This window comes from Vibrio sp. 1288, assembly GCF_033344475.1.
Genome location: NZ_JAWPOX010000024.1, coordinates 56,307 through 79,188 on the forward strand (window position 1 = coordinate 56,307; position 22,882 = coordinate 79,188).

Sequence of the window (22,882 nt, forward strand, 5' to 3'; positions counted from 1 at the left end):
TGTGAGATCTTTCTCACGGTTATCCATAAGACGTACCGTTAGTATGCGCCCCACGAGATAAGCCAAACCTTTTGGCGGCACAACTCAAGTGAATTAAACAAAAGTATCATGGTCCCTCTGACCTTGTGGCCGTACAGCGAACGCCCTACAAAAAATAATGATTTTCTGGCGGCCACCCTACTCTTCCTTCTCTTTATCCAACTGTCTTTATTACGCTTTTACGTCATCAGCGTCTTGAACCGCTAAGCGCGCACCTTGCAAAACTAATGCTGTCAGCAAACGAACTTCTGAGGCCAACTCATCATTCCAAGCAGGCCAAATTCGAGAGATGTACGCATTATTGCCTTCGCCCGGGCTCATGAAGCCATCATTGAATGCGTCAGCCATTTTCTTCAAAGATTTCTCTTCGTCATCTACCCACTGACCGCGACTAAAGCCCGCTTCAACACAAGCCAACGCCGTTTTCGGGAAATAAGGCAAAGGCTTAGTCATGCCTTCGAAGAGTAAGCGAACTAATTCAGTCAGTAGCTGTTTGGCATACTGAGCATCGGCAATTTCTGGGTAGATCAAATGCAGCGCGCCTTCTTTACGATCGTAACCAATGATGTGGGTTTTCTTAGCATGACCCGACGCCGACATGGCAAGGTGATCGATCCACGCAGCAAGGTAATCCTGCGAGCGAATCTTACCGCTTCGATAGCGAATCAAACCGGATTGGTAGCATTGAGTTAGCCAACCTGTTAGGCGAACGTTTTTCTCTTCGCCTTCATTTCGCTCAAACAAGGAATCAAACGTCAGGTCGATTTCCAAATCGTCTTGAGGCGCACCAGATAAAAACGCCAGTTTATCCACCAGCTCTTCCGCCTGAACTCGGTTGGTTTCAAACTCGATATCACCAAACGCCCCCACCGGCAGTTTGCCTTGCGCGCGCTGTTGACTCATAAAGTGTTTAAGCACCTCTGTTTTTTTCTCTGGCTGCATCAATGTCGTTTCAAGCAAGGTTTCTAACAGCTCATCACGCATTTGATAGCTTTCCAAACCACCTAAAACAAAGGGTTCGTCGTCTTCCATCACCGGTAGCGGCGGTTCAAAGATTACTTTTAAACGACGATTGAAAAAATACTGCACAGGTAAGCGCCAGAAACGTTGCAACTCTACTAAGTCGAGCTCAAGTGGGAACGTCGCTCCTAACAGATAGTCGTCTAATGCCCGATTAAAATCACGACGAACATAGCCTTGCGATTGACTACTTTGAGTCAATGCCGCCGGAATCCACTCTTTCGCGTAGCTGGCGTGCATGCCTTGGAACGCACTTGGGCTAAACGGCACCATGGCGTGGGTATTCACCAACGCATTTAATAAGTTGTCGCCAGACTCATCAACGGGCAACGCTTCATCACCACTTAAACAATAGTTTTGGTGGCAGTATTCCATCAGCTCAGAAACCAGAACCGAAGGCACTCGCTCGGTATTGTCTTGGATTGAACGGCCAACATAACTGATGTATAGCGTTTGCTGTGCCGATAGCATTGCTTCGAGGAATAGGTAACGGTCATCATCTCGGCGCGAACGGTCGCCCGGTTTGGTTCTTCCGGTCATCAAGTCAAAGCCTTCTGGCGGCATGGAACGCGGATACACGCCGTCATTCATCCCCAACAGACAAACGGTTCTAAACGGAATAGAGCGCATCGGCATCAGGGTACAAAAGTTCACTTGACCAGCCAGGAAGCGCTGGCTGACTCTTGTGCCAGATAATTTGTTTTGAAGGTATTGGCTGATGATCGACGGCGATAACGCATCATCAAATGCGGCATCAGCTAATTGCTCTTTGAGTTGGCTGAGCGTATCGCGAATGGATTTGAGCGCCATTTCGCCTTCTAACTCAACCGAGAAGAAGTCATCCAGCAGTGAAACCAAAGTCTCTCGCCAACCATCGATAGTTTGAACATGAGAAAGTTTGCTTCGATAAGTGCTAATTTGTTGGATAAAGTGTGCCAACTTGCCCGCCAGCTCTGCGCCCATGCCTTGCACTTCGTTGTACGGAGACAAACTGCCTTGCTCGGTTTCAAACAAGCCTGCGGATTCTGGCATCGCGTAGCCAAGCAACATGCGTTGAATACCAAATTGCCATGTGTTTTGACGGGTTTCCGGCAGTTCAAATTCGCGTCCGGTATTGGCGTCCAACCCCCAGCGAATTCCCGATTCCTCAACCCATTGTTTAGCCTGTAAGAAATCACCTTCGCTGAGTTCAAAACGCTTTAATATCGCCGGAGTTTCCAGAAGTTCGAGTAGTTCTGATGCCAAACAGCGCGTATTGGGTAAGTTCACCAACTGCATAAATGCGGCCAGAATTGGGCTCTCTTGATCGGCGGTTCGGTCAGAAATCGAATATGGAATAAAACGCTCACCCGGCGCGTTACCAAAGACCGCCTGAATCGCAGGGCTGTAAGCGTTGATGTCCGCGACCATCACGATAATATCGCGCGGTTTTAACGTTGGGTCAGCATCGAACATCGCCAACAGTTGATCATGCAGCACTTCCACTTCACGCATCGGGCTGTGACAAGCGTGTAGGCTCAGTGATTTATCACCCAAGCTAACCACTTGTTTGTGATGACTGTTTTCAATCTGTTGGTCATCTTGATGTTCTTCAAGATTGAGAATATCCGCTTGCAATTGATGGAGCAGACTGTCGCGCTCAACATCAACAAAGGCTTCAATTTCATGAGATTCCAGCTGAGACAACAGATACATATTGTCGCGCCCGAGTTTACCCATGGACGCCAACAGACTGTTTCCGACCACATCGGTGTGCAGCTCATCGATCACATTATCTTCCAGTGATCCTTTCAGTTGCTCAGTTTCACCTTGCACTTCCGAGTGATCGTCCTGCCACACAACGTGCTGACGATGTTTCGCCGCCAAACGAGCCAGATATTTGCGATCTCGAACTTCACCCCAGTAATAACGACAAGGGTTAGTGAACATCAGATGCACGTCGATGTGTTCGCCAATTGCTTTTAGCGCATCCATATAGCGAGGCGGCAACGAAGAAATGCCAAAAACAAACAAACGCTTGGGTAAATGGTCAAAATTGCCGTTAAAACTCGCTAACGTGTCGATAAAGTGCTCATAAAGGTTGGCACGGTGATATGGAGACTGCCCTAACGACACAGTGTGATCATACAACGCTTGCCATAAGATCGGCTGCCACGGATGCTCATCTTCCAACTCTGCCACACTCTTCCCGGCTTCCCAACTTGCGATCCATTCCGGACGATACACCAAGTAACCATCGAAAATATCGGCAATTTTCTCAGCCAGCTGATACAGCTTAGAGTGGTCACTGTCATCTTTGAGGTACTGCGCTAACGGCGAAAACACCTCTTGGTTGAGAAGCCCCGGAAGCAAATGCATCAACTTCCACGTCATCGCTTCTTTGTTAAACGCACTGCGTTTTGGCACGTCTGGCAATACCTGCGTAAACATTTCCCAAATGAAAGTCGCAGGGAGCGGAAAATCAATGTTCGCGGCAACACCAAACTCTTTGGCCAATTCCATTTTTAGCCACTGGGACATGCCTGGACTTTGAACCAGAATTTGTTCTTTTTCGAACGGGTTTTCCAGCGGACTGATTCGAATCAGTTCGACAAGGAGTGATTTAAGAACGTCAACTTGGTTGGAGTGATAAACAGTAAACAAATTGGGAATACCGAGCGCCGATTGAAACTGTTAGCTAGCTTAGCACAGCCCCATTTAAACCCGCAGTGATCTCGCGTTCGGAAAAAACAAAAGGTTATATATCACTCAAATAGAGTATGAATCTTCTGAATTTTCACATGTCAATCAAGTCTGACACTTCCATACAAAATGTGACATTCGTCGCAACTATTCCATAATAAAAAACACTGTTTTATACTCCCTCTACCCATAATTTATAAACAAACAAAAAGTATGTTTCGCAAACTGTCTTCCAACAGCGCTTGGCTGATTGCTTTTTTTGCTTGCTTTACAGTGTACCTGTCGATCGCTTGTTATCCTTTTGTGTTGTCTAACAATCAGAATGAACCACTAACCTTGTTGCAAGGTTACTATTTGGTTTCGACTCAATATGGCTGGCTGGGCTTGATCGCTCTTCCATTTATGTTGTTGAGTTTATTGCTCTCTTTTCTACCGACTCGAGCATTCAAAGGCATCGTGATCGCTATCGCGATCTGTCTATTGATTATGTTTAAAGTCGATATCCTCGTTTTTCAGCAATACAAACTTCACATCAACGCTCTATTAATCCGTATGTTTTTCGAAGGTGGTGATGATGTCTTCGATATTTCGTGGATGAGTTGGCTAATCTTCATCAGTGAAATTGCCGTTCTGGTGATCGGGCTCGCTTGTACCGTTTGGGTAAGTAATCAACTGGCACAAAGCCGAGCTAAGTTCGTTTTGATCAGCGTCTGGTTTGCTGTATTGCTTAGCACGCAGATGATTCATGCGTACAAAAACGCACTTTACGACGATGAAGTCAGTCAGTTTTCGAATAACTGGCCACTTTACTACCCGCTGACGGCTCGTAAATTTATTTACAAACACGACCTAGTGGATGAGAACATTGCATCGAAGAACCGCGTAGAGTTAACCAACATTGAACGTAGCTCACTCAACTACCCGCTTGCGCCGATTCAAGTGCAAAGCAAAGAGAAACAGCCCAATGTTTTGTTTATCTTGGTTGACGCGTGGCGCTACAGTGATGCGACGCCGGAAGTCATGCCAAATGTCAGCAAGTTCGCCGAAAAAACGGTGAATTTCACACAACATATGAGCGGCGGCAACTCAACTCAAGCGGGTATTTTCAGCCTGTTTTACAGCTTGCCAGCGACCTACTGGGAAAGCTTTTACGCAAGTCAACGCTCTCCTGTGTTTATGGATACGCTGCAAGCAGAAGGCTACCGCATGGGCATTTTTGGCTCAGCACCGCTCACCAGCCCGCCACTTTCTCGCACGGTATTCAAAAAAGTGTCGGACTTGACCCTGAAACAAACTGGAGAAACAGCTGTCGAGCGCGATCAGCAGATAACAGACAAGTTCATCGAGTTCCAAAAGCAGGACAGCAACAAGCCGTACTTTGGTTTTCTGTTCTACGATGCCGCCCACGGCACGGTGTTTCCTGAACCTGAATTTGCGAAATTCAAACCATACTGGGAACGCGTTGACCACATTTTGCTCAACAACGATTTTGACGCTTCGCTTTACCACAATCGATACAAGAACTCGTTGTACTACATCGATAGCTTGATTGGCGATGTGCTGAAAAACGTCGACTTAGACAACACCATTGTGGTGATTTCATCAGATCATGGTGAAGAGTTTAACGACCATAAGATGAACTATTGGGGCCACACGGGTAACTACAGTGACGTTCAAGTACATGTGCCTCTTTACGTGTACATGCCAAATCGTCAGCCAGAGCAAGTTGATTACCGCACGACCCATTTTGACGTCGTGCCAACCATGATGAATACGCTGTTTGACGTTCAAGGCACAACGAGTTCATACAGCGTTGGTCATAACTTGTTTGATAGCTCTGCCTCTCGCGATTGGTATATTGCAGGCAGCTACTACAACTATGCATTGGTCGGCAAAGAACTGATGCTTGTGGTCAACCCTGGCGGGCACTCTCAGCAACTGAATCGCCAGTTAAAAGTCGAGAAAGAACAGAAAATTCCTGTCGATATCATTCGTCATTCTCTGGATGAGATGTCGCGATTTTACAAAAAAGGCTAGTGTCCAACATCGACGCCGATTGAAATAAAAAAGCCTCTTGGTTGTAAGACCAAGAGGCTTTTTCCTATCTGCTATTTAAGCGTGATGAGCGTGCATCAAGCGTGGCTGAATCAATAAGTTGTTGATGTATTGTAAAGCCACATAAGAGACAACAAATGTTGCCACAATCAACTCAAGACCAGCTAAGCCTCGCACTTGTTGAACATAGTGCGCAGCCAATCCTTGCAACTCCATCCAATTCGCCATTTTAAACAGCGCCGTCGCACCGATCACCATCGGGAAGGTAAACGCTGCATAGCCTGGGCTAAATGGCAGTCTAAGCAATTTAAAGAACGCGAGATATATGATGGCTGTCATCAATACCGCGATACCAAATAGCATAGCGATGATCACTGGTGATGGTGTCGCAGTGACCGTTAAGTACCCTGCCAATGATAGACTTGCTGGCGCCGCCATAATTGCCATGGTTGGTTTTGCTGCATCCGGAATTTCATGGGTAAACATGAAACGGTAAATCATCATCGGCAACATGATCGCGTACGCCACCATACCAAACATCAATGCACCTTGTGCCACTGGTGCTAACATAGGGTTGCCAGAGAAAGACACATCCGCAACGATGATACCCACAGGCGGTACAAACCAACTAGGAACCATGTGGTGCAATTCAAAATCTTTGGCGCGATGGTAAACAAAGCTCACCAAGAATACGATGTGCAAAACCACCGCAATCAGCCAAAGCGCATCGCCAGCTAATGGGTAAAAATGGCCGAGAGAGTTCGATACCACCATAGTGCCCATCGCAAATGTCGGAACCACGCTGCCCACAACCGGATTAGCAAGATCTTGTCTCAATAGATGATTATGTAGCAAAAACTTGGTTGCCAATATAGCCAACAATATGCTCGCGATACCCGCACTAATCCACTGTCCGTAGCCATGTAATTCGGCGAAGTTTTCCCAACTCCAGCCCAAGCTTGCAATACCAAGAGCCAAACCCGCCATTGGAGTTGGCGCTCCCATTACTTTTGCTTTTGTTCTTTGAATCATGATGACCTCAACCAGACTCACTCTTGATGAGACGTATAATACGCTTGCACTTCGTTCCGATATATCTAATTATTTAAAACAAACGTTCAGAATTACTTAACGGTGGGGTATGGCAAGTCACATTTCTCTTAAACAACTGAAAGTGTTTACGACGATCACGCAGCACAAAACGCTCACAGCGGCTTCTGATAGTCTCTTTTTATCGAAAGCCGCAGTGAGCATGGCACTCTCAGAATTAGAAAAGCAGATCGGCCATCACTTATTTGATCGTGTTAATAACCGACTGATTTTGAACCAAGAAGGTCAAAAACTACTGCCACTGGCGGATGAATTACTCAACCGAGCCAAGGACATCGAGAGCATTTTCGATGGTGACCAAGCGCTATCGGGCCAACTTCGCATTGGTGCCAGCGACACCATTGGCAACCAAGTCGCGCCCTATTTGCTTAGCGAATTTCGTCAGCAAACGAACCATCGTTCTCAAAGTCTGTTCATTTCTAACTCCGCACAAATCTGCGACATGCTGACCGATTACGAGTTAGACATAGCCCTCATTGAAGGCAAAACACTTCACCCTGAATTGCAGTCTACCCAGTTTAGCGAAGATGAAATGTGCGTGATTTGCGCGCCCAATTCCCCAGCCGCGCACGAAGGGCCAGTAAACTTAACCGAGCTAGAAAACAGTGAATGGATATTGCGAGAGGCAGGCTCTGGTTCACGCGAATTTTTTATGCGCGTTGTCGCGCCGCGCTTGGAACATTGGCATGAAGCTTTTCAGCTCAATACCACCGAAGCGTTGATCAACTCAGTATCGGCAGGGTTAGGCTTGGGCTGTTTGTCACGTTTGTCTGCAGAACCTGCTATTCGTGACGGCCGCGTAAAACTGCTCGACATGCCTTTAGATATGAAACGTCGCTTCTGGTTACTGGTTCATAAAGAGAAATATCAAAGCCCATTGCTCAAAACGTTTATCGAATTTTGCCAAGATTGGGAGCGACCAACAAACCTTCCTTTGGCGGACAAATCCGCAAAGTGAAACCAAGATAGTTTAAATGCTAGTCAGTTAGTTGTACGTGTCTCTCATTCTGAGGCTTGTCGCTAGACTTGATTGGTCAAAAACTGTATAAAAAGCCAGTATCAATACACCAAATTAGGGGACCAACCATGGCTGTAATCGTCAAGTACGTGGTAGAACGCAATGGAGAAGAGAAAATGACTTTTACCTCTAAAGCGGAAGCTGACGCATACGACAAAATGCTGGATATGGCAGACGAGTTATTCTCACTGCTGGGTAAAAGTGAACTTCTAGAAGACGAAGGTAAGCAAGAAGATCTTGCAATGTTCCTTGCGCAAAACAAAGAAGAAGTGCTTTACGCTCTGGGTGCAAAACGTAAACCTGCACCAAAAAAAGCAAAGAAGCTTGAAGCTGTTGAAGAAGATAGCGAGCAAGAAGACGCTGCATAAGCCTCTCATTTGTTTAGAAAAAACGTCGCATTATGCGGCGTTTTTTTATTCCTGAAGTTAAACACTCTCTATTTCATAAAAACTAACCCCGGTAAACTCGTTTTTAGTCACTAGATTTAAAAAGCTATTGTCGATATTTGAAGTATAGATGCTTATTGGAGAACCACTTAATTTGAAGAGCCTCGGGGTTGAAACTTTAGCACGATCAATAACAAAACGCTTATATGGTCTAGTTCTATGAACTCTGCCATTTGGCTTGTAGTTTATCTCGCACAGTTCAGTATGTAATGCATCCAATTTAGAAGTCACATTAAGTGCATACCAAATGGAGTTATCCACATTTACAGGTAGGAATTCACAACAATCTCCGAGCGTATCTTTGAACAAGCTCGCAATATCATGGCGAACTACGTACGTACAGCTACCCCAGGCAGCAATCATTGGTTTTATTAAGTCATCGGAATCATCATGCCGGAGCCAATCAAGTGTCAATGGTTGCCAAGTTGATATTTTTGAAGCTCCATTGAATATTGGTAAAACTTCATTATTCACGTCGTCTAAACCCAATAGGCTCGTGTGCTCTAGATATAAATATTTATCCACATCTGGCTGAATACCAAATACCTTAGTAAAAGTTTGTTTTTTAAACTGCAATTTCATTCGCCCTTATTTTTCTGGTTATTGGAAACATGCCCATTTTCAAGTCGTCTCCAATATCCTCTAAAACCTCAACGATATCTTCTCTATCTGCATCCTGAGCAATCGTATTTTCAAGTAAATGTTCAACGTTCAAATAGTAAAATGAAGTATGGATACAGGAGTGAGAATAAGCTTCAACCATTTGCGAATGGGGCACATGTTTATTCCATCTTGGTAAAAATACACCATTTTCCGCACTATCTATATCGATTCGAAATGCTGATAGCCTCATTCTGGACTTTGCAGCTCTAATGTCTTTCCATGATACAATATGATGAGCAGCTACATTCTTAGGACGACATTGCCCTGTTTTTTTAAGGATGTTTTTGGCCAAGCGATAACTATGGGCCTTATTATGCTCCCACCTTATATGTTGATTAAGTAAAAGATCATCTTTGGATATCACCCCTCTCTTATACTTAATAGAATCTATCACTGAACCTGCATAAAATATTTGAAATTGCGAAGCTTGCTTGGAAGCGAATAACTTATCACCAGTCACATTAAACAAATCTCTTTCCAGCTCAGACGTTGTAACCGTAACGACTTTTTTACCCATACTGATCTCATTGAAAATGCTTAAAAACGTAGATCAACCTTAATATGAATCAACATGACTATAAAGAATTATTTATCTCAAAACCGAGCCGCCTCAAGCTTGCGCCAAATTTATTTGAACTTATACGACACCTTGTTCTAAACAATTAAAAACATACCTCTGTATCTCGAAAGAACTCGCCAGAATAGGAAAACGCCCTTTCTTTCTAGAGCCGAGACAAGAAACTGCCTTCTATCGTTTCAGCAAAACTCCCCCAATAGACCACCTCGTAGCCACATTTCTCATCAGACAAACATATCTCTAAAAAGACAAAAGGTATCCATCTACGGACTTTCTCCATTTCCCCTCTTTAAACTCCCCAACACTCTCTTTATGATGACTGACAACTTAATTATTTCTTGTCAGTGAACAGACGAGACACAAGACTCAACACATGGAGATCAACTATGGCTTTCTTCTCTCTAGCCTTTGGTACGGCAACTAAAAACCGCGACGGCAAAATCATCGAAGCGTTTTTCCCAAACCCAGTTCTTAACCCAAGCGAAGCGCTTGTTAACGCACTAGCAGCAGTAGCAGGTTACGAGCAAGGCAACCAAGCTATCGAGATCTCTGCAGCACAAAGCGCAGAACTGGCAGCAGCATTTGAAGCAAACGGCGATGCGGCAAACGCTTCTTTCGCAGCAAAAGCAGCAGAATCAGCACAACCACTTGTACTGGTTATCCTTGCAACTGACGAGCAGCCACAAAGCGTTGCTGAAGGTTTCCTAAAACTTCAACTTATCTCTAATCGCCTAGTTCAACCACACGGTACGGTACTAGACGGTATCTTCGGTCTACTACACAACATCGCATGGACTAATGAAGGTCCAATCGACCTACCTGAACTAGCAGAGCGTCAAATCGAAGCTCGCCTAGCGGGTCGTGCACTAAGCGTAGATTGCGTAGACAAGTTCCCTAAAATGGTGGACTACGTGGTACCAACTGGCGTTCGTATCGCTGACACTTCTCGCGTACGTCTTGGCGCACACGTTGGCGAAGGCACAACGGTAATGCACGAAGGCTTCATCAACTTCAACGCGGGTACAACAGGCGTGAGCATGGTTGAAGGTCGTATCTCTGCTGGCGTAGTGGTTGGTAACGGCTCTGACATCGGCGGCGGCGCATCTATCATGGGTACGCTATCTGGCGGCGGTAAAGTTGTGGTTTCTATCGGTGAAAACTCTCTACTAGGCGCGAACGCAGGTCTTGGCTTCCCAATGGGTGACCGTTGTACTATCGAATCAGGTCTGTACGTAACTGCTGGTTCTAAAGTGCGCATGCTAGATTCTGCAGGCCAAGAAGTAGAAGTTGTGAAAGCCCGCGATCTTGCTGGTGTTTCTGACCTACTGTTCCGTCGTAACTCTGTAACAGGTCAAATCGAGTGTCTTGCAAACAAGAGCGCGGTTGAACTGAACAGCGAACTGCATAAAAACAACTAATTCATTCGTGAATTAGCCCTACGAAAAATCCCCCAGCAGGAAACTGTTGGGGGATTTTTTAGCTTACAGCAAAATGCGTGATTACTGATTTAAAAAGCTGACCGCTTTATCTGGGAAATCAGTAAACAAACCATCCACTTTTACTTGGTTGTAGTACACATCCATCATGCCTTCAAAGCTGTCAGTGTACGCTGGAATGCGTCCTGGATCGGCGCGGAACGTGTATGGATGCACTTGCAAGCCAGCGTCTTTTGCAGCCTTCATCAACGGCTTGATGATGATATTGTCTTTGGTTGACTTATCATCCACCAGCATCGGCTTCCAAGGTCCAATTCCTTCCGCGTAACTCGCTACTTTCTTCATTCCGTCGGCTTCGAACATCCAGTCATAACTGTATGGTGTTGCCTTGTCGCCTTTGTACACCATAGTTTCGTTCCAGTCCGTGTAAGCCATAAGCTGAACGAGCTTTAAGTCCATGTCCATTGCAGGCATGAGTTCACTGTTGATGCGTTGAAGTTCATTCGCATCAAAACACTGAAGGTAGACTTTGTCGTCTTGAGAGCCGTAACCGTACTGCTTCAAGACTTTAAGTACTGCTTTAGAAATGTCCTTACCTTCATGACGATGGAACCAAGGCGCTTTAATTTCTGGGTAAATACCGATGTCATAACCCAGCGTTTTGTTTAAGCCTTGGATCAGCTCAATCTCTTCAGCAAACGTCGGCACGGTGAAGTCAGATTTCCACATAGGGAATCGGGTTGGATAGCCCGCTACTTTGTTGCCTTTCTCATCGATGTTGAACCCTTCGGTAACTCGCAAGGATTTGATTTCCGCCAGAGTGAAATCAATCGCGTAATAACGACCATCTTTACGTGCACGATCAGGAAAACGCTCCGCAACATCCGTTACGCGATCGAGATAATGGTCATGCAACACGACCAACTGGTCGTCTTTCGTCATTACCACATCTTGCTCTATGTAGTCAGGTTTCATTGCGTAAGCAAGTGCTTTGGCTTCTAGCGTGTGCTCAGGCAAGTAGCCCGATGCGCCACGATGCGCAATGACAAGCGGCTTCGCAATCGCACCAGCAGAGAGGCTAAGTGCTAAAAAAGTAAGACATACTGACTTTGTTTTCATTGTTATTTCCTTGATAAAGCGAAGAGGCAGTATTCCACTGCCTCTTTAAATAAATATTACGCTAGCGCTTCCTTCTCGCGCTCTTTTTGCTCGTGGTGCGCACGTTCACCTAAAAAGGCGTACATCAAACACACGATAGAAGTAATACAAGAACCCACTAAGATGATAAAGCCACCATCCCAGCCAAAGTGGTCTACGGTGTAGCCCAAAATCGCGTTTGCGGCAACTGCCCCACCCAGGTATCCAAACAAACCAGTAAGACCAGCGGCAGTACCTGCCGCTTTCTTCGGAGCGAGTTCAAGTGCGTACAAACCGATCAGCATAACCGGACCATAGATTAGGAAGCCAATTGCAATAAGCGCCATCATATCTACTGTTGGGTTGCCTGCAGGGTTAAACCAATAAACCATCACTGCAACTGTCACTAACACCATAAATAAGATACCAGCAGGTGCACGACGACCTTTGAACAATTTGTCAGAGATCCAACCACACAATAGTGTTCCTGGAATGCCAGCCCATTCGTATAAGAAATAAGCCCATGACGATTTATCTACCGAGAAATCCTTCGCTTCTTTTAGGTAAACAGGTGCCCAGTCCAGTACGCCGTAACGAATTAGGTAAACAAATGCGTTTGCAATTGCAATCGACCAAAGAAGTTTGTTGTTGAAGACGTATTTGAAGAAGATTTCCTTCGCTGTCATTTCTTGTTCATGGGACTTGTCATAGTCATCTGGGTAATCGTCTTTGTATTCTTCAATAGGAGGCAGACCACAAGACTGAGGGGTATCGCGAACCGTCATCCAAACAAACACAGCAACTAACGTGGCGAAAAATGCAGGAACATAAAATGCAGTGCGCCAATCATCATTAAATGCCCACAGGCCAAGAATAAATAGTGGACCAATCAAACCGCCACCCACGTTGTGCGCCACGTTCCAAACCGAAACGATCTCACCACGCTCTTTACGTGACCACCAGTGCACCATGGTTCGGCCACAAGCAGGCCACCCCATCCCTTGGAACCAACCGTTTAAGAAAAGCAAAATGAACATCGCAGTGACGCTACCAGTCGCCCATGGCATAAAGCCAAAGCAAAACATCACTAATGCAGACATCAATAGGCCGCCACTAAGGAAATAGCGAGGGTTGGAGCGGTCTGAAACGCTGCCCATTAGAAACTTAGAGAGACCATATGCAATGGAAACAGCTGCCAAGGCGACACCTAAGTCTCCGCGGCTAAAGCCTTGCTCGATAAGATAAGGCATCGCCAAACTGAAGTTTTTACGAACTAGATAGTAACCGGCGTAGCCAACAAAGATACCGATAAAGAGTTGCCAACGGAGGCGAGAGTAGGTGCTATCGATGCTGCCAGGGGACAGACGATCAATGTGCGCCTTAGGTTTGAATATTCCAAACATAGGAACCTCATTATTTTGTATGCGATGGTAAAAACACAAAAGGAGCGAACGAAACAAAATAAATCTTCGTTCGAAAGTTCATGAATTGTATGGAGTTAGGATTTTATTTCTGTGACAAATGTTGCACATGGATTAAATATAAGTAAATACAGTAAATTATATGAGCATTAATTAGATCATCGTTCAACTTTACTCAAGATTCGTTAATATTAAACTGATGTTCAAACCTCTCACTTGGGCATTCCAATTCGAAACCTTTGAAACAAAGGCTCGAATTAGAACATAAACTAACCGTAAAAAGGGCGATTTACGCCTGCCCTACTCGCTCCGAACCAACTAATAACTAAAAAGCTGAAAAACGATCACGTTTAGCATCAAACGAAATAAAAAAAACAATTTTTATTTGAATACAAGCCGAAGCAATGATTCACAAACACAAGACATTAACAGCGTTTATTCTCTTATCAACTCATCCTATTGGTACCAATGGGATGACGATTTTTTCTAAAAGTCCAAACATGACAGCGTATTTTTTATATCACTGCTATCCCTTGATACATTTGACATTCCGCTACTCCTTTAGGGTTAATTGCTACACAAGTTCTGTGCAATAAGTCTCCAAGCACGTAGCAGCTTCACAAAACTCCTCTTACCAGTTGTGCATTCTTTTTCACATCGGTAATTTGAGCGCTCTCATCACTGGCCTCGTGACAAATAAATTATTTTCGTTGTGTTCTTTTCCGGTTAAAAGATGCGCCATTTAACAAAAACGAAGACTTTGATTAACAAATTTATGCTCAAACGCTCATTTTTAACGCTCGTTTGTTTTCGCAAACGTTTATATATGCACAATAGTATCGTGCTAGACAGGCAAAAATGATCAAAGGACTTTTAACATGACAACGAACAAACACCCCTCTCTGCTCGGAGAATGTTTGGCCGAGTTTATCGGTACAGGACTACTTATTTTCTTCGGCGTAGGCTGTGTTGCAGCCTTAGTTCTAACAGGCGCATCATTTGGACAATGGGAAATCAGTATTGTATGGGGCTTCGGTGTCGCCATCGCTATTTACTGTACGGCTGGCGTCTCTGGTGCACACATCAACCCTGCCGTTACCATCGCACTTGCTATGTTCCATGGTTTTGATAAGGCGAAAGTGGTGCCATACATTATCGCTCAAATGCTTGGGGCATTCTGTTCTGCTGCATTGGTATACAGCTTATACAGCAACCTTTTCACCGACTACGAAATCGCTCATAACTTCGTTCGCAGCAGCCAAGATGCACTAGCAACTGCTGGTATCTTCTCAACCTATCCGCATGCCTCCCTCTCTTTCTTTGGTGCTTTTGCTGTGGAATTCGTTATCACTGCTGTGCTGATGTTTGCGATTCTGGCTCTGGGCGATGAAAATAACGGCGCGGCACGTGGCGCAATGAACCCTCTATTAATCGGTATTTTGATTGCCGTCATCGGTGGTTCACTTGGTCCACTAACAGGCTTTGCGATGAACCCTGCTCGTGACTTTGGACCAAAGCTGTTCGCTTACTTCGCAGGTTGGGATTACGCTCTGACAGGTGCTAAAGACATTCCTTACTTTATCGTGCCTTTACTTGCTCCGATTGCAGGTGCGTGTTTTGGTGGTTGGTTGTATCCAAAAGCGATTGCCGCTTACCTTCCACAACAAGGCCACGGTTGTACGATTCCAAACCAATGTGAGACGGAAGAAGAAACAGAAGAAGCTAGAGCTTAAAACTGACGTAACTCGAACATTTACTAAAATATAAATAACGAAACAAAAGGATTCTTACCATGACTGAGCAAAAATACATTGTTGCCCTAGACCAAGGTACAACAAGCTCTCGCGCAGTGATTCTTGATCATGATGCGAACATCGTAAGCGTCGCGCAACGCGAATTTACTCAGATTTATCCAGAAGCTGGTTGGGTTGAACATGATCCAATGGAGATCTGGGCAACACAAAGCTCTACCTTAGTAGAAGCTCTAGCTAAGTCTGGCATCCGTAGCGACCAATTAGCGGCTATCGGTATTACTAACCAGCGTGAAACGACTATCGTCTGGAACAAAGAAACAGGTAAACCCGTTTACAATGCGATTGTATGGCAATGTCGCCGTACTGCTGATATCTGTGAAGATTTAAAAGCACGCGGTCTCGAAAACTATGTACGTGACAACACTGGTTTGGTGCTTGACCCTTACTTCTCCGGTACCAAAGTTAAATGGATTCTGGACAATGTTGAAGGCGCACGAGAAGACGCAGAAGCAGGTAAGCTGTTGTTTGGTACTGTCGATACTTGGTTAGTTTGGAAGATGACTCAAGGTCGCGTTCACGTAACCGACTACACTAACGCATCGCGTACCATGCTGTTTAACATCAACGATCTATGTTGGGATCAAAAAATGTTAGATGAGCTTGGCATCCCAGCATCTATGATGCCAGAAGTGAAGCGCTCATCGGAAATTTACGGTAAAACCAACATCGGTGGTAAAGGCGGTACTCGTATTCCTATTTCTGGAATCGCAGGTGACCAACAAGCGGCGCTTTACGGCCAAATGTGTGTTGAAGCGGGTCAAGCGAAAAACACTTACGGTACGGGTTGTTTCTTGCTAATGAATACTGGCCAAGAAAAAGTCACTTCGACACATGGCCTTCTAACTACTTTGGCTTGTGGTCCTGCAGGCGAACCAGCTTATGCACTTGAAGGCGCCGTATTCATGGGTGGAGCTTCTATCCAATGGCTACGCGATGAATTGAAAATCCTAAACGGTGCAGAAGACTCTGAATACTTCGCGACAAAAGTGGATACATCAAACGGCGTTTATGTCGTGCCTGCATTTACTGGTTTAGGCGCTCCATACTGGGATGCCTACGCACGTGGCACGATTGTCGGCCTTACTCGCGGTGTGAATTCAAACCATATCATCCGTGCAACATTGGAAGGCATCGCTTATCAAACTCGTGACGTACTGGATGCGATGCAAGCTGACTCAGGCATTAAGCTTGCGAACCTTCGCGTCGATGGTGGTGCAGTAGCGAACAACTTCCTAATGCAATTCCAATCCGATGTATTGAACACAGAAGTACACCGCCCTCAAGTAACTGAGGTTACCGCTCTTGGTGCAGCCTACCTTGCCGGCCTTGCAGTTGGTTACTGGGATAGCATTGATGAGTTGCAGAATAAAGCGGTACTTGATCGCACCTTTGAGCCACACGATGATGAAGAAAAACGCAATCGTCGTTACAAGGGCTGGAAACGTGCAGTGAAATGTGCACAAACCTGGTCTGAACTTCACGACGAAGAAGATTAATCTCATCTCCATAAGAAAAAAAGAGCGCCATTTGTGCGCTCTTTTTGCGCTTTATCCCCGATTCCTGAACTCGCTTACTTCTCACAACGAGCAAATTCGAGCACAATAGAGCTTCGAATTTGAAGCATTGGCCGTTACCAATGCACAAGGGAGTGGTAAGTGAAGCAAATACCTCGACACCAGCAGATTGTTGAGCTGGTGAAAAAACAAGGCTATGTCAGCACGGATGAGTTAGTAGAAAGATTCAATGTCAGCCCACAAACCATCCGACGCGATCTCAATGAACTCGCCGATGACAACAAAATTCGTCGTTATCACGGTGGAGCCACTATTCCTCTCAGTTCTGAAAACACATCTTACAACACGCGTAAAGCGCTCAACTTCAATGAAAAAGATGTCATTGCAGACGAGGTAGTCAAACACATTCCAGATGGTGCCACACTATTCATCGATATCGGCACCACACCAGAAGCAGTTGCGCGAGCGCTCAATAAAAACCATAAACAGTTGCGTGTTGTCACCAACAACATCAATGTTGCGACCATTCTTTTCCCTAACCCTGAAATCAAAGTCATCTTAGCGGGTGGAGAAGTCCGCAGCAGAGACGGCGGTATTGTTGGCGAGGCTACCCTCGATTTCGTTAAACAGTTCCGTCTCGACTTTGGTATTCTCGGCATTAGCGGTATCGACTTCGATGGCTCGCTATTAGACTTTGATTACCACGAAGTCCGGGTCAAACAAGCGATCATTGACAATAGCCGTAGTGTATTTCTTGCCGTAGACCACACCAAGTTCGGGCGCAATGCTATGGTGAAACTAGGCAATATTGCACAGCTCAACATGATCTTTACCAATAAGCAGCCACCAGAAGAAATCTTGTCAATTTTGAAGGAAGCTTCTATCCCACTTGAAGTGGTTGAAGCTAACGAATCAAACTCCGAAAACGAGTAACGTCAATCGTATAACTCCCCCTCAAATGACCTCTGTCTTAATTAGACAGAGGTTTTTTTGTGTCTAAATCACACAAAACGCTCACAAACGAAAATAATAGATGATCACAAACGAAACCTGAGCTAGGATTACATTATGTTCTAAAATGCTCGTTCGCTCACCAAGAGGTCAAATTTATGAGTATACAAAATAATGCTTCCACTACTAGCTCATCCACTACCTTAGACTTGATCGTAATCGGTGGCGGCATTAACGGAGCTGGTATTGCAGCAGACGCAGCTGGCCGAGGTTTGAGTGTTGGCTTATATGAAGCACATGACTTCGCATCTGCGACTTCTTCAGCAAGTTCTAAACTGATACACGGCGGTTTACGCTACCTTGAACACTACGAGTTTCGTTTAGTTTCGGAAGCGCTCGCAGAGCGTGAGGTTATTCTTCGTAAAGCACCACACGTCGCATTACCAATGCGTTTCCGTTTACCGCATCGCCCATTCCTACGCCCAGCTTGGATGATTCGTTGTGGCCTTTTCCTTTACGATAACTTGGGTAAACGTACGACGCTGCAAGGCAGTAAAACCGTCAACCTTGCGAAATCTGGCTTGCTAAAACCAGAGATGAAAACGGGTTTCGAATACTCTGACTGTTGGGTTGATGATGCACGTTTAGTATTACTGAACGTTCTTGCGGCTCGCGAAAACCATGCTGAAGTGCGTAACTACTGCCGCGTGGAAAAAGCACACCGTGAAGGTGGTATCTGGCATGTTACTATTCACGATGTGATGACAGACCAACGTTTCGAACGTAAAGCGAAAGCGTTAGTCAATGCTGCGGGGCCTTGGGTAAAACAGTTCTTTGATGATGGATTAGAGCAAGCCTCTCCTCGTAACATTCGCTTAATCAAAGGCTCGCACATCGTTGTTCCTCGTATCCACAACGAACCGCAAGCCTACATTCTTCAAAACAAAGACAATCGCATCGTATTTATGATTCCTTACTTAGATAAGTTCTCAATCATTGGTACAACAGATGTGGAATACAAAGGTGACCCACGTGAAGTGTCGATCTCAGATGACGAAGTCGATTACCTCATTGATATCGTAAACCAACACTTTGTCCACCAGTTGACTCGCGAAGATGTAGTTTGGACATACAGCGGTGTTCGTCCTTTATGTGACGATGAATCTGACTCTCCGCAAGCAATCACACGAGACTACACGCTAGAGCTCGATGCGGAATACGACCATGCACCTCTGCTTTCTGTTTTTGGTGGTAAGTTAACGACCTACCGTAAGTTAGGTGAAGCAGCAATGAAGAAACTTGCTCCGTTCCTACCTGAAATGGGTAAAGACTGGACGGCCAACCAAACCCTTCCTGGTGGTAACTTCAGCTGTAGTCGTGAACAATTAGCGAAACAAATTCATGCTAAATACACTTGGGCGCCAGAAGCATTGATTCTTCGTTATGTCACTCAGTTTGGTACCCAAACGTGGAACTTAATGGAAGGTACAACAAGTGAAGCTGACTTAGGACAAACGTTCTCGACACAAGCCGGTGGTGTTTACCAACGTGAGATCGATTACTTAATGAACCATGAAATGGCAATGACCGATGAAGACATTTTATGGCGCCGTACTAAGCTTGGTCTTTACATGAACGAGGAAGAAAAACAGGCCTTAACGGACTATTTAAAGAAAAAGCTACAACAGAAAGTGGTTAATCTTTCTCAAGTTGGCTAACAGCTCCCCTCCCTCCCCCCACAATAAAGCCTGCTTAGTTGCAGGCTTTTTGTTTTGTTGTTTAAGCACAACACCTTGGTGCGCTCCACTCGATTGCAAATAAGAACAACTATTCATAGACATTTGGCATTAAATACAATCATACTCATTTGAAAAATAATGCATCAATGACTTCAGAGTACCGTACTCAGAGCATTGCCTCTGTATGGCAATGCAATTCTCGCGAAAGAAGTATCTTGAGGTTATTTTGGTATCGGCTCAAACAAGGAAAAGAAAATGGGTTTTATGATTGAACATTGGGACTTCTCAACCCCAGAAGCAACTCAACAATCCACCACGGCAGAGCAAATTCAAGCTAAGCATTGGTACCATTGCGAACGGCTGCATCCTGATATTCGTGGTTGGCTGGAGCAAAACCAAGTACCTCGAGCTACGGTTGATCATCTATTAGCCGACGAAAGTCGACCATCTTTCCATCCTTTGGATGACGAGAACTTCATGTTGATTTTACGAGGCGTCAATATGAACGGCAATGCATCACCAGAAGATATGCTTAGTATTCGAATTCTCTACTTTCAAGGCGCACTCATTTCAACTCGTAAAATTCCATCACGCGCGATCATGGAGATTCGCCAAGCATTAGCGGAACACAAAGGCCCAAAAAGTCTTGCCAGTTTACTTCATCAGATCATTGAAGGATTAAACAGTAAAATAGACATTTACCTTGATACGATTGAAGAAACACTAAACCAGTTCGACGTGAATGATGAGTCGACGTACAAACATATGGCGACTCAAAAAGCACTGATTTCTATCAAGCGTTTTATTCGCCCTCAGCAGTACGCTATCCGTGATCTTGTGGAGTCAGAATCAGAATTGATTGCTTTGAGACCTCATCAATATCGCTTCGCACACAATAATATTACGCGCATAAATGAAACACTTGAGTTTTATCTTGGAGAAGTGGCGCTTTTCCAAGAAGAGATCAAACATCATCGTGATGAGAAAACCAATAAAAACAGTTACCTGTTTACTTTGGTAGCAACGATTTTTCTACCAACCAGCTTCTTAACAGGTTTACTCGGTATCAATGTTGGTGGAATGCCAGGCGTGGAATCCACCATGGCATTCACCTGGTTCTGCATCGCCTTAATTGTCATTTTTGGTCTAGAGTGGTGGCTATTTAAACGCTTGGGGCTCACGAATAAAGCGGACGACGAAGACGAATAAACACTAAACCTATAAAGAACAAAAAACCAAAAGAGGAGCACGCGGCTCCTCTTTTCTCTACTCACATTAGAATCTTATCCGGGGTGACCATCCACACGAGGGGTCACAAGCATCACACCAAAGCGCCACACAAATAGCCCAAACGCAACAATCCATAATCCGCCGCTGATATCAATCCACAGTATCATGTTCGCTTGATCAAAGATCACGGCGAAACTGCGAACCAAAGCTGCCGCGGTAATTGCTGCAAACGCAAGGCTCATGTTTGGCCCTTTGTAGATCATGCGACCAGTATGTCCCATCGTCACCCGTGTAATCATCGCTAAAATCAAACCGCCTAACGCACCTATCGCAAACAGGTGAATGAGGTTATGGCTGGCAAATGCATCTCCCCAGACGCCTCGCAAAATTAAGCTTAGTGGTAAACACAAATACGCAGCATGCAGCGACCACACTAAAGGCTCGCTCAGGGTTAACCAAGGTTTCCAGCGAACAAAACGCACCAACTGAGCAACACCTGCAAATAGCATCAAAGGACTACCTAGTTCTGCAAACGTCACAGGGAAAAAGCTCAGCACAAATAGCATTACCAATGGCAAGTTCGCGAACCACTCTAACCAAGCCAATGGTTGCGCTTTTTCGAAATTAAATCGACGCGCAGTAAAAAATGGAATCACACGTCCGCCCATCACTGACAACAGCAAGGTAAACCACCACAGCATTGCTTGCCACACCGCTGAAGAGCTAAAGGGCGGCATACCTTTTATCGTTGCGTAGCTTGCAAAGTTCGCAAAGATGGCTAAAAGAAACAGTGGAACGAAAAACAAATTACGCCAACCTTTGGCTCGATACACACGAATGCCCACCTCATAGGCGACAAACAGTAAAAATACCGCTTCGATACTGCTGGTTAACCATAACGGTGCTGGTGTCCAAAGCAATATGCGGGGCACTAACCACAAGCCAAATAAAGCCAGAAGCATGTAATGCTTGGTACCATTAATGCCAGTCCAGTTTTGTACCGCGGTCAGTACAAAGCCAACTACAATGGCCATCGAAAAACCGAACAACATTTCATGTACGTGCCACCACAATGCAGGCACGGCTAATGCGTTTGGCTGTCCGCCTTGGAACATCCACACCCACAACGCAATCGCAACAATGGCGTAAATCGACCCAAACAGAAAAAACGGCCGAAAGCCTAATCGCAGCCATGCGGGGATTTTTTCTTCTACTTTTTTATCGGTGATATTCAGCATTATCTTGCCCTCAAGCGTCTCTCGATGCTGGTTAACTCAACTACATATTGATGCTACCATAAACATGTATAAAAAATACATGTTTATAATTAAGATTATACTTAAGAGGTAAAGTTGTGCTTCAGATGCGGGTTAGGTATAAACATGAGAGGCACAACTATCAGTTAAGGGATGCAACGACAATGTACATATTTGGCTATGGCAGTTTGATTAATTCTGCGTCGCGTAAGTTAACCGGACAAACGGGAGAAGCCATTCCCGTCATAGCACATGGGTTGGTTCGCTACTGGGGGAAGATTGACGACAGCTACAGCCTCTCTCCATTAGTGGTGAACCAAGGCGATGGACAGGTTAATGGCGTTTTACTCGAAGTAAATGAAGAAGCGCTCGCAGAATTCGACCGCCGTGAGCGAGGTTATCATCGTATTCAACTTCAGCCAGATCAAATCGAAACAGATGCGAGTTTTAACCAAGAACATGACATTTGGGTTTACGTAAAAGACGAGCCACTACCACCATGCGAAAAGAGCCCAATCATGCAAAGTTATGTTGATACCGTACTGGCAGGTTGCTTGGAAGTTTCCCACGCGTTTGCAGAGCATTTTGTGCGTCACACCATTGGCTGGCAACACGCGAAAGAAAATGACCGCCACCAACCCAAATATGGCAACCTTGCAGGCGTACAAGATCACCATTATGAGTTGATTGATAATCTAGTAAATTACCACCTTCTAAAGAAGGTGGCTTTGTGTGAGCCCCCTAAAAGGGGGCCTTTGTTTAGTCCAGCGCCAA

At 45.1% G+C, this 22,882-nt stretch carries 16 protein-coding genes and 1 pseudogene; 10 read left to right on the forward strand and 7 right to left on the reverse strand.

Features of this window, described 5'->3' with window-relative positions:
- Window positions 1-210: 210 nt before the first annotated feature.
- Entirely contained in the window at window positions 211-3,702 is a 3,492-nt protein-coding gene (gene recC, locus R8O11_RS17240; RefSeq protein ID WP_318194293.1) for an exodeoxyribonuclease V subunit gamma, read from the reverse strand.
- Window positions 3,703-3,954: 252 nt separating this feature from the next.
- Between recC and R8O11_RS17245 the strand changes: the two genes are divergently transcribed.
- Window positions 3,955-5,778: a DUF3413 domain-containing protein gene (locus tag R8O11_RS17245; RefSeq protein WP_318194294.1), complete on the forward strand. Its 1,824-nt coding sequence runs from the start codon at window positions 3,955-3,957 to the stop codon at window positions 5,776-5,778.
- Between the two features lie 75 nt (window positions 5,779-5,853).
- Here R8O11_RS17245 and R8O11_RS17250 read toward each other — a convergent pair whose 3' ends face one another.
- Window positions 5,854-6,828, reverse strand: a complete 975-nt coding sequence (locus tag R8O11_RS17250; protein ID WP_318194295.1) for a TDT family transporter — start codon at window positions 6,826-6,828, stop codon at window positions 5,854-5,856.
- Between the two features lie 109 nt (window positions 6,829-6,937).
- Here R8O11_RS17250 and R8O11_RS17255 point away from each other — a divergent pair, with 109 nt between their 5' ends.
- Together R8O11_RS17255 and R8O11_RS17260 are read left to right on the forward strand one after the other, a co-directional pair.
- Window positions 6,938-7,864, forward strand: coding sequence for a LysR substrate-binding domain-containing protein (locus R8O11_RS17255; RefSeq protein ID WP_017636009.1), 927 nt, complete (start codon window positions 6,938-6,940; stop codon window positions 7,862-7,864).
- Window positions 7,865-7,992: 128 nt separating this feature from the next.
- Complete coding sequence (locus R8O11_RS17260) at window positions 7,993-8,292, forward strand: YebG family protein (RefSeq protein WP_005380208.1); 300 nt, start codon at window positions 7,993-7,995, stop codon at window positions 8,290-8,292.
- 57 nt (window positions 8,293-8,349) lie between these two features.
- Here R8O11_RS17260 and R8O11_RS17265 read toward each other — a convergent pair whose 3' ends face one another.
- On the reverse strand, window positions 8,350-8,946 hold the full coding sequence (locus tag R8O11_RS17265) for a hypothetical protein (RefSeq protein ID WP_152560880.1): 597 nt from the start codon (window positions 8,944-8,946) through the stop codon (window positions 8,350-8,352).
- Entirely contained in the window at window positions 8,936-9,550 is a 615-nt protein-coding gene (locus tag R8O11_RS17270; RefSeq protein WP_033905557.1) for an AHH domain-containing protein, read from the reverse strand. Before R8O11_RS17270 ends, R8O11_RS17265 begins: the two co-directional genes overlap by 11 nt.
- Window positions 9,551-9,996: 446 nt before the next feature.
- Between R8O11_RS17270 and dapD the strand changes: the two genes are divergently transcribed.
- Window positions 9,997-11,028: a 2,3,4,5-tetrahydropyridine-2,6-dicarboxylate N-succinyltransferase gene (gene dapD, locus R8O11_RS17275; protein WP_005391708.1), complete on the forward strand. Its 1,032-nt coding sequence runs from the start codon at window positions 9,997-9,999 to the stop codon at window positions 11,026-11,028.
- A gap of 81 nt (window positions 11,029-11,109) precedes the next feature.
- Here dapD and glpQ read toward each other — a convergent pair whose 3' ends face one another.
- A complete protein-coding gene (gene glpQ / locus R8O11_RS17280) occupies window positions 11,110-12,165 on the reverse strand; it encodes a glycerophosphodiester phosphodiesterase (RefSeq protein WP_005380201.1) in 1,056 nt (351 codons plus the stop codon).
- A gap of 56 nt (window positions 12,166-12,221) precedes the next feature.
- Window positions 12,222-13,586, reverse strand: a complete 1,365-nt coding sequence (gene glpT, locus R8O11_RS17285; RefSeq protein ID WP_005380199.1) for a glycerol-3-phosphate transporter — start codon at window positions 13,584-13,586, stop codon at window positions 12,222-12,224.
- 896 nt (window positions 13,587-14,482) lie between these two features.
- On the opposite strand from glpT, the gene R8O11_RS17290 reads away from it, so the two are divergent.
- The 5 genes from R8O11_RS17290 (at window position 14,483) to R8O11_RS17310 (ending at window position 20,831) form a co-directional block, all read left to right on the forward strand.
- Window positions 14,483-15,337, forward strand: a complete 855-nt coding sequence (locus R8O11_RS17290; protein WP_005380195.1) for an MIP/aquaporin family protein — start codon at window positions 14,483-14,485, stop codon at window positions 15,335-15,337.
- A gap of 59 nt (window positions 15,338-15,396) precedes the next feature.
- Window positions 15,397-16,914, forward strand: coding sequence for a glycerol kinase GlpK (gene glpK, locus R8O11_RS17295; RefSeq protein WP_005380193.1), 1,518 nt, complete (start codon window positions 15,397-15,399; stop codon window positions 16,912-16,914).
- 159 nt (window positions 16,915-17,073) lie between these two features.
- Window positions 17,074-17,865, forward strand: a complete 792-nt coding sequence (locus R8O11_RS17300) for a DeoR/GlpR family transcriptional regulator (RefSeq protein WP_005380192.1) — start codon at window positions 17,074-17,076, stop codon at window positions 17,863-17,865.
- A 176-nt stretch (window positions 17,866-18,041) separates the two neighbouring features.
- On the forward strand, window positions 18,042-19,601 hold the full coding sequence (gene glpD / locus R8O11_RS17305; protein WP_005391703.1) for a glycerol-3-phosphate dehydrogenase: 1,560 nt from the start codon (window positions 18,042-18,044) through the stop codon (window positions 19,599-19,601).
- A 276-nt stretch (window positions 19,602-19,877) separates the two neighbouring features.
- Window positions 19,878-20,831: a CorA family divalent cation transporter gene (locus R8O11_RS17310; protein WP_005391702.1), complete on the forward strand. Its 954-nt coding sequence runs from the start codon at window positions 19,878-19,880 to the stop codon at window positions 20,829-20,831.
- A gap of 74 nt (window positions 20,832-20,905) precedes the next feature.
- Here the strand turns inward: R8O11_RS17310 and R8O11_RS17315 are convergent, their stop codons facing one another.
- Window positions 20,906-22,090: an NnrS family protein gene (locus R8O11_RS17315; protein ID WP_318194296.1), complete on the reverse strand. Its 1,185-nt coding sequence runs from the start codon at window positions 22,088-22,090 to the stop codon at window positions 20,906-20,908.
- 182 nt (window positions 22,091-22,272) lie between these two features.
- On the opposite strand from R8O11_RS17315, the pseudogene R8O11_RS17320 reads away from it, so the two are divergent.
- Window positions 22,273-22,809 (forward strand): annotated as a pseudogene (locus R8O11_RS17320) (gamma-glutamylcyclotransferase family protein); the annotation flags it as partial.
- Window positions 22,810-22,882: the final 73 nt, after the last annotated feature.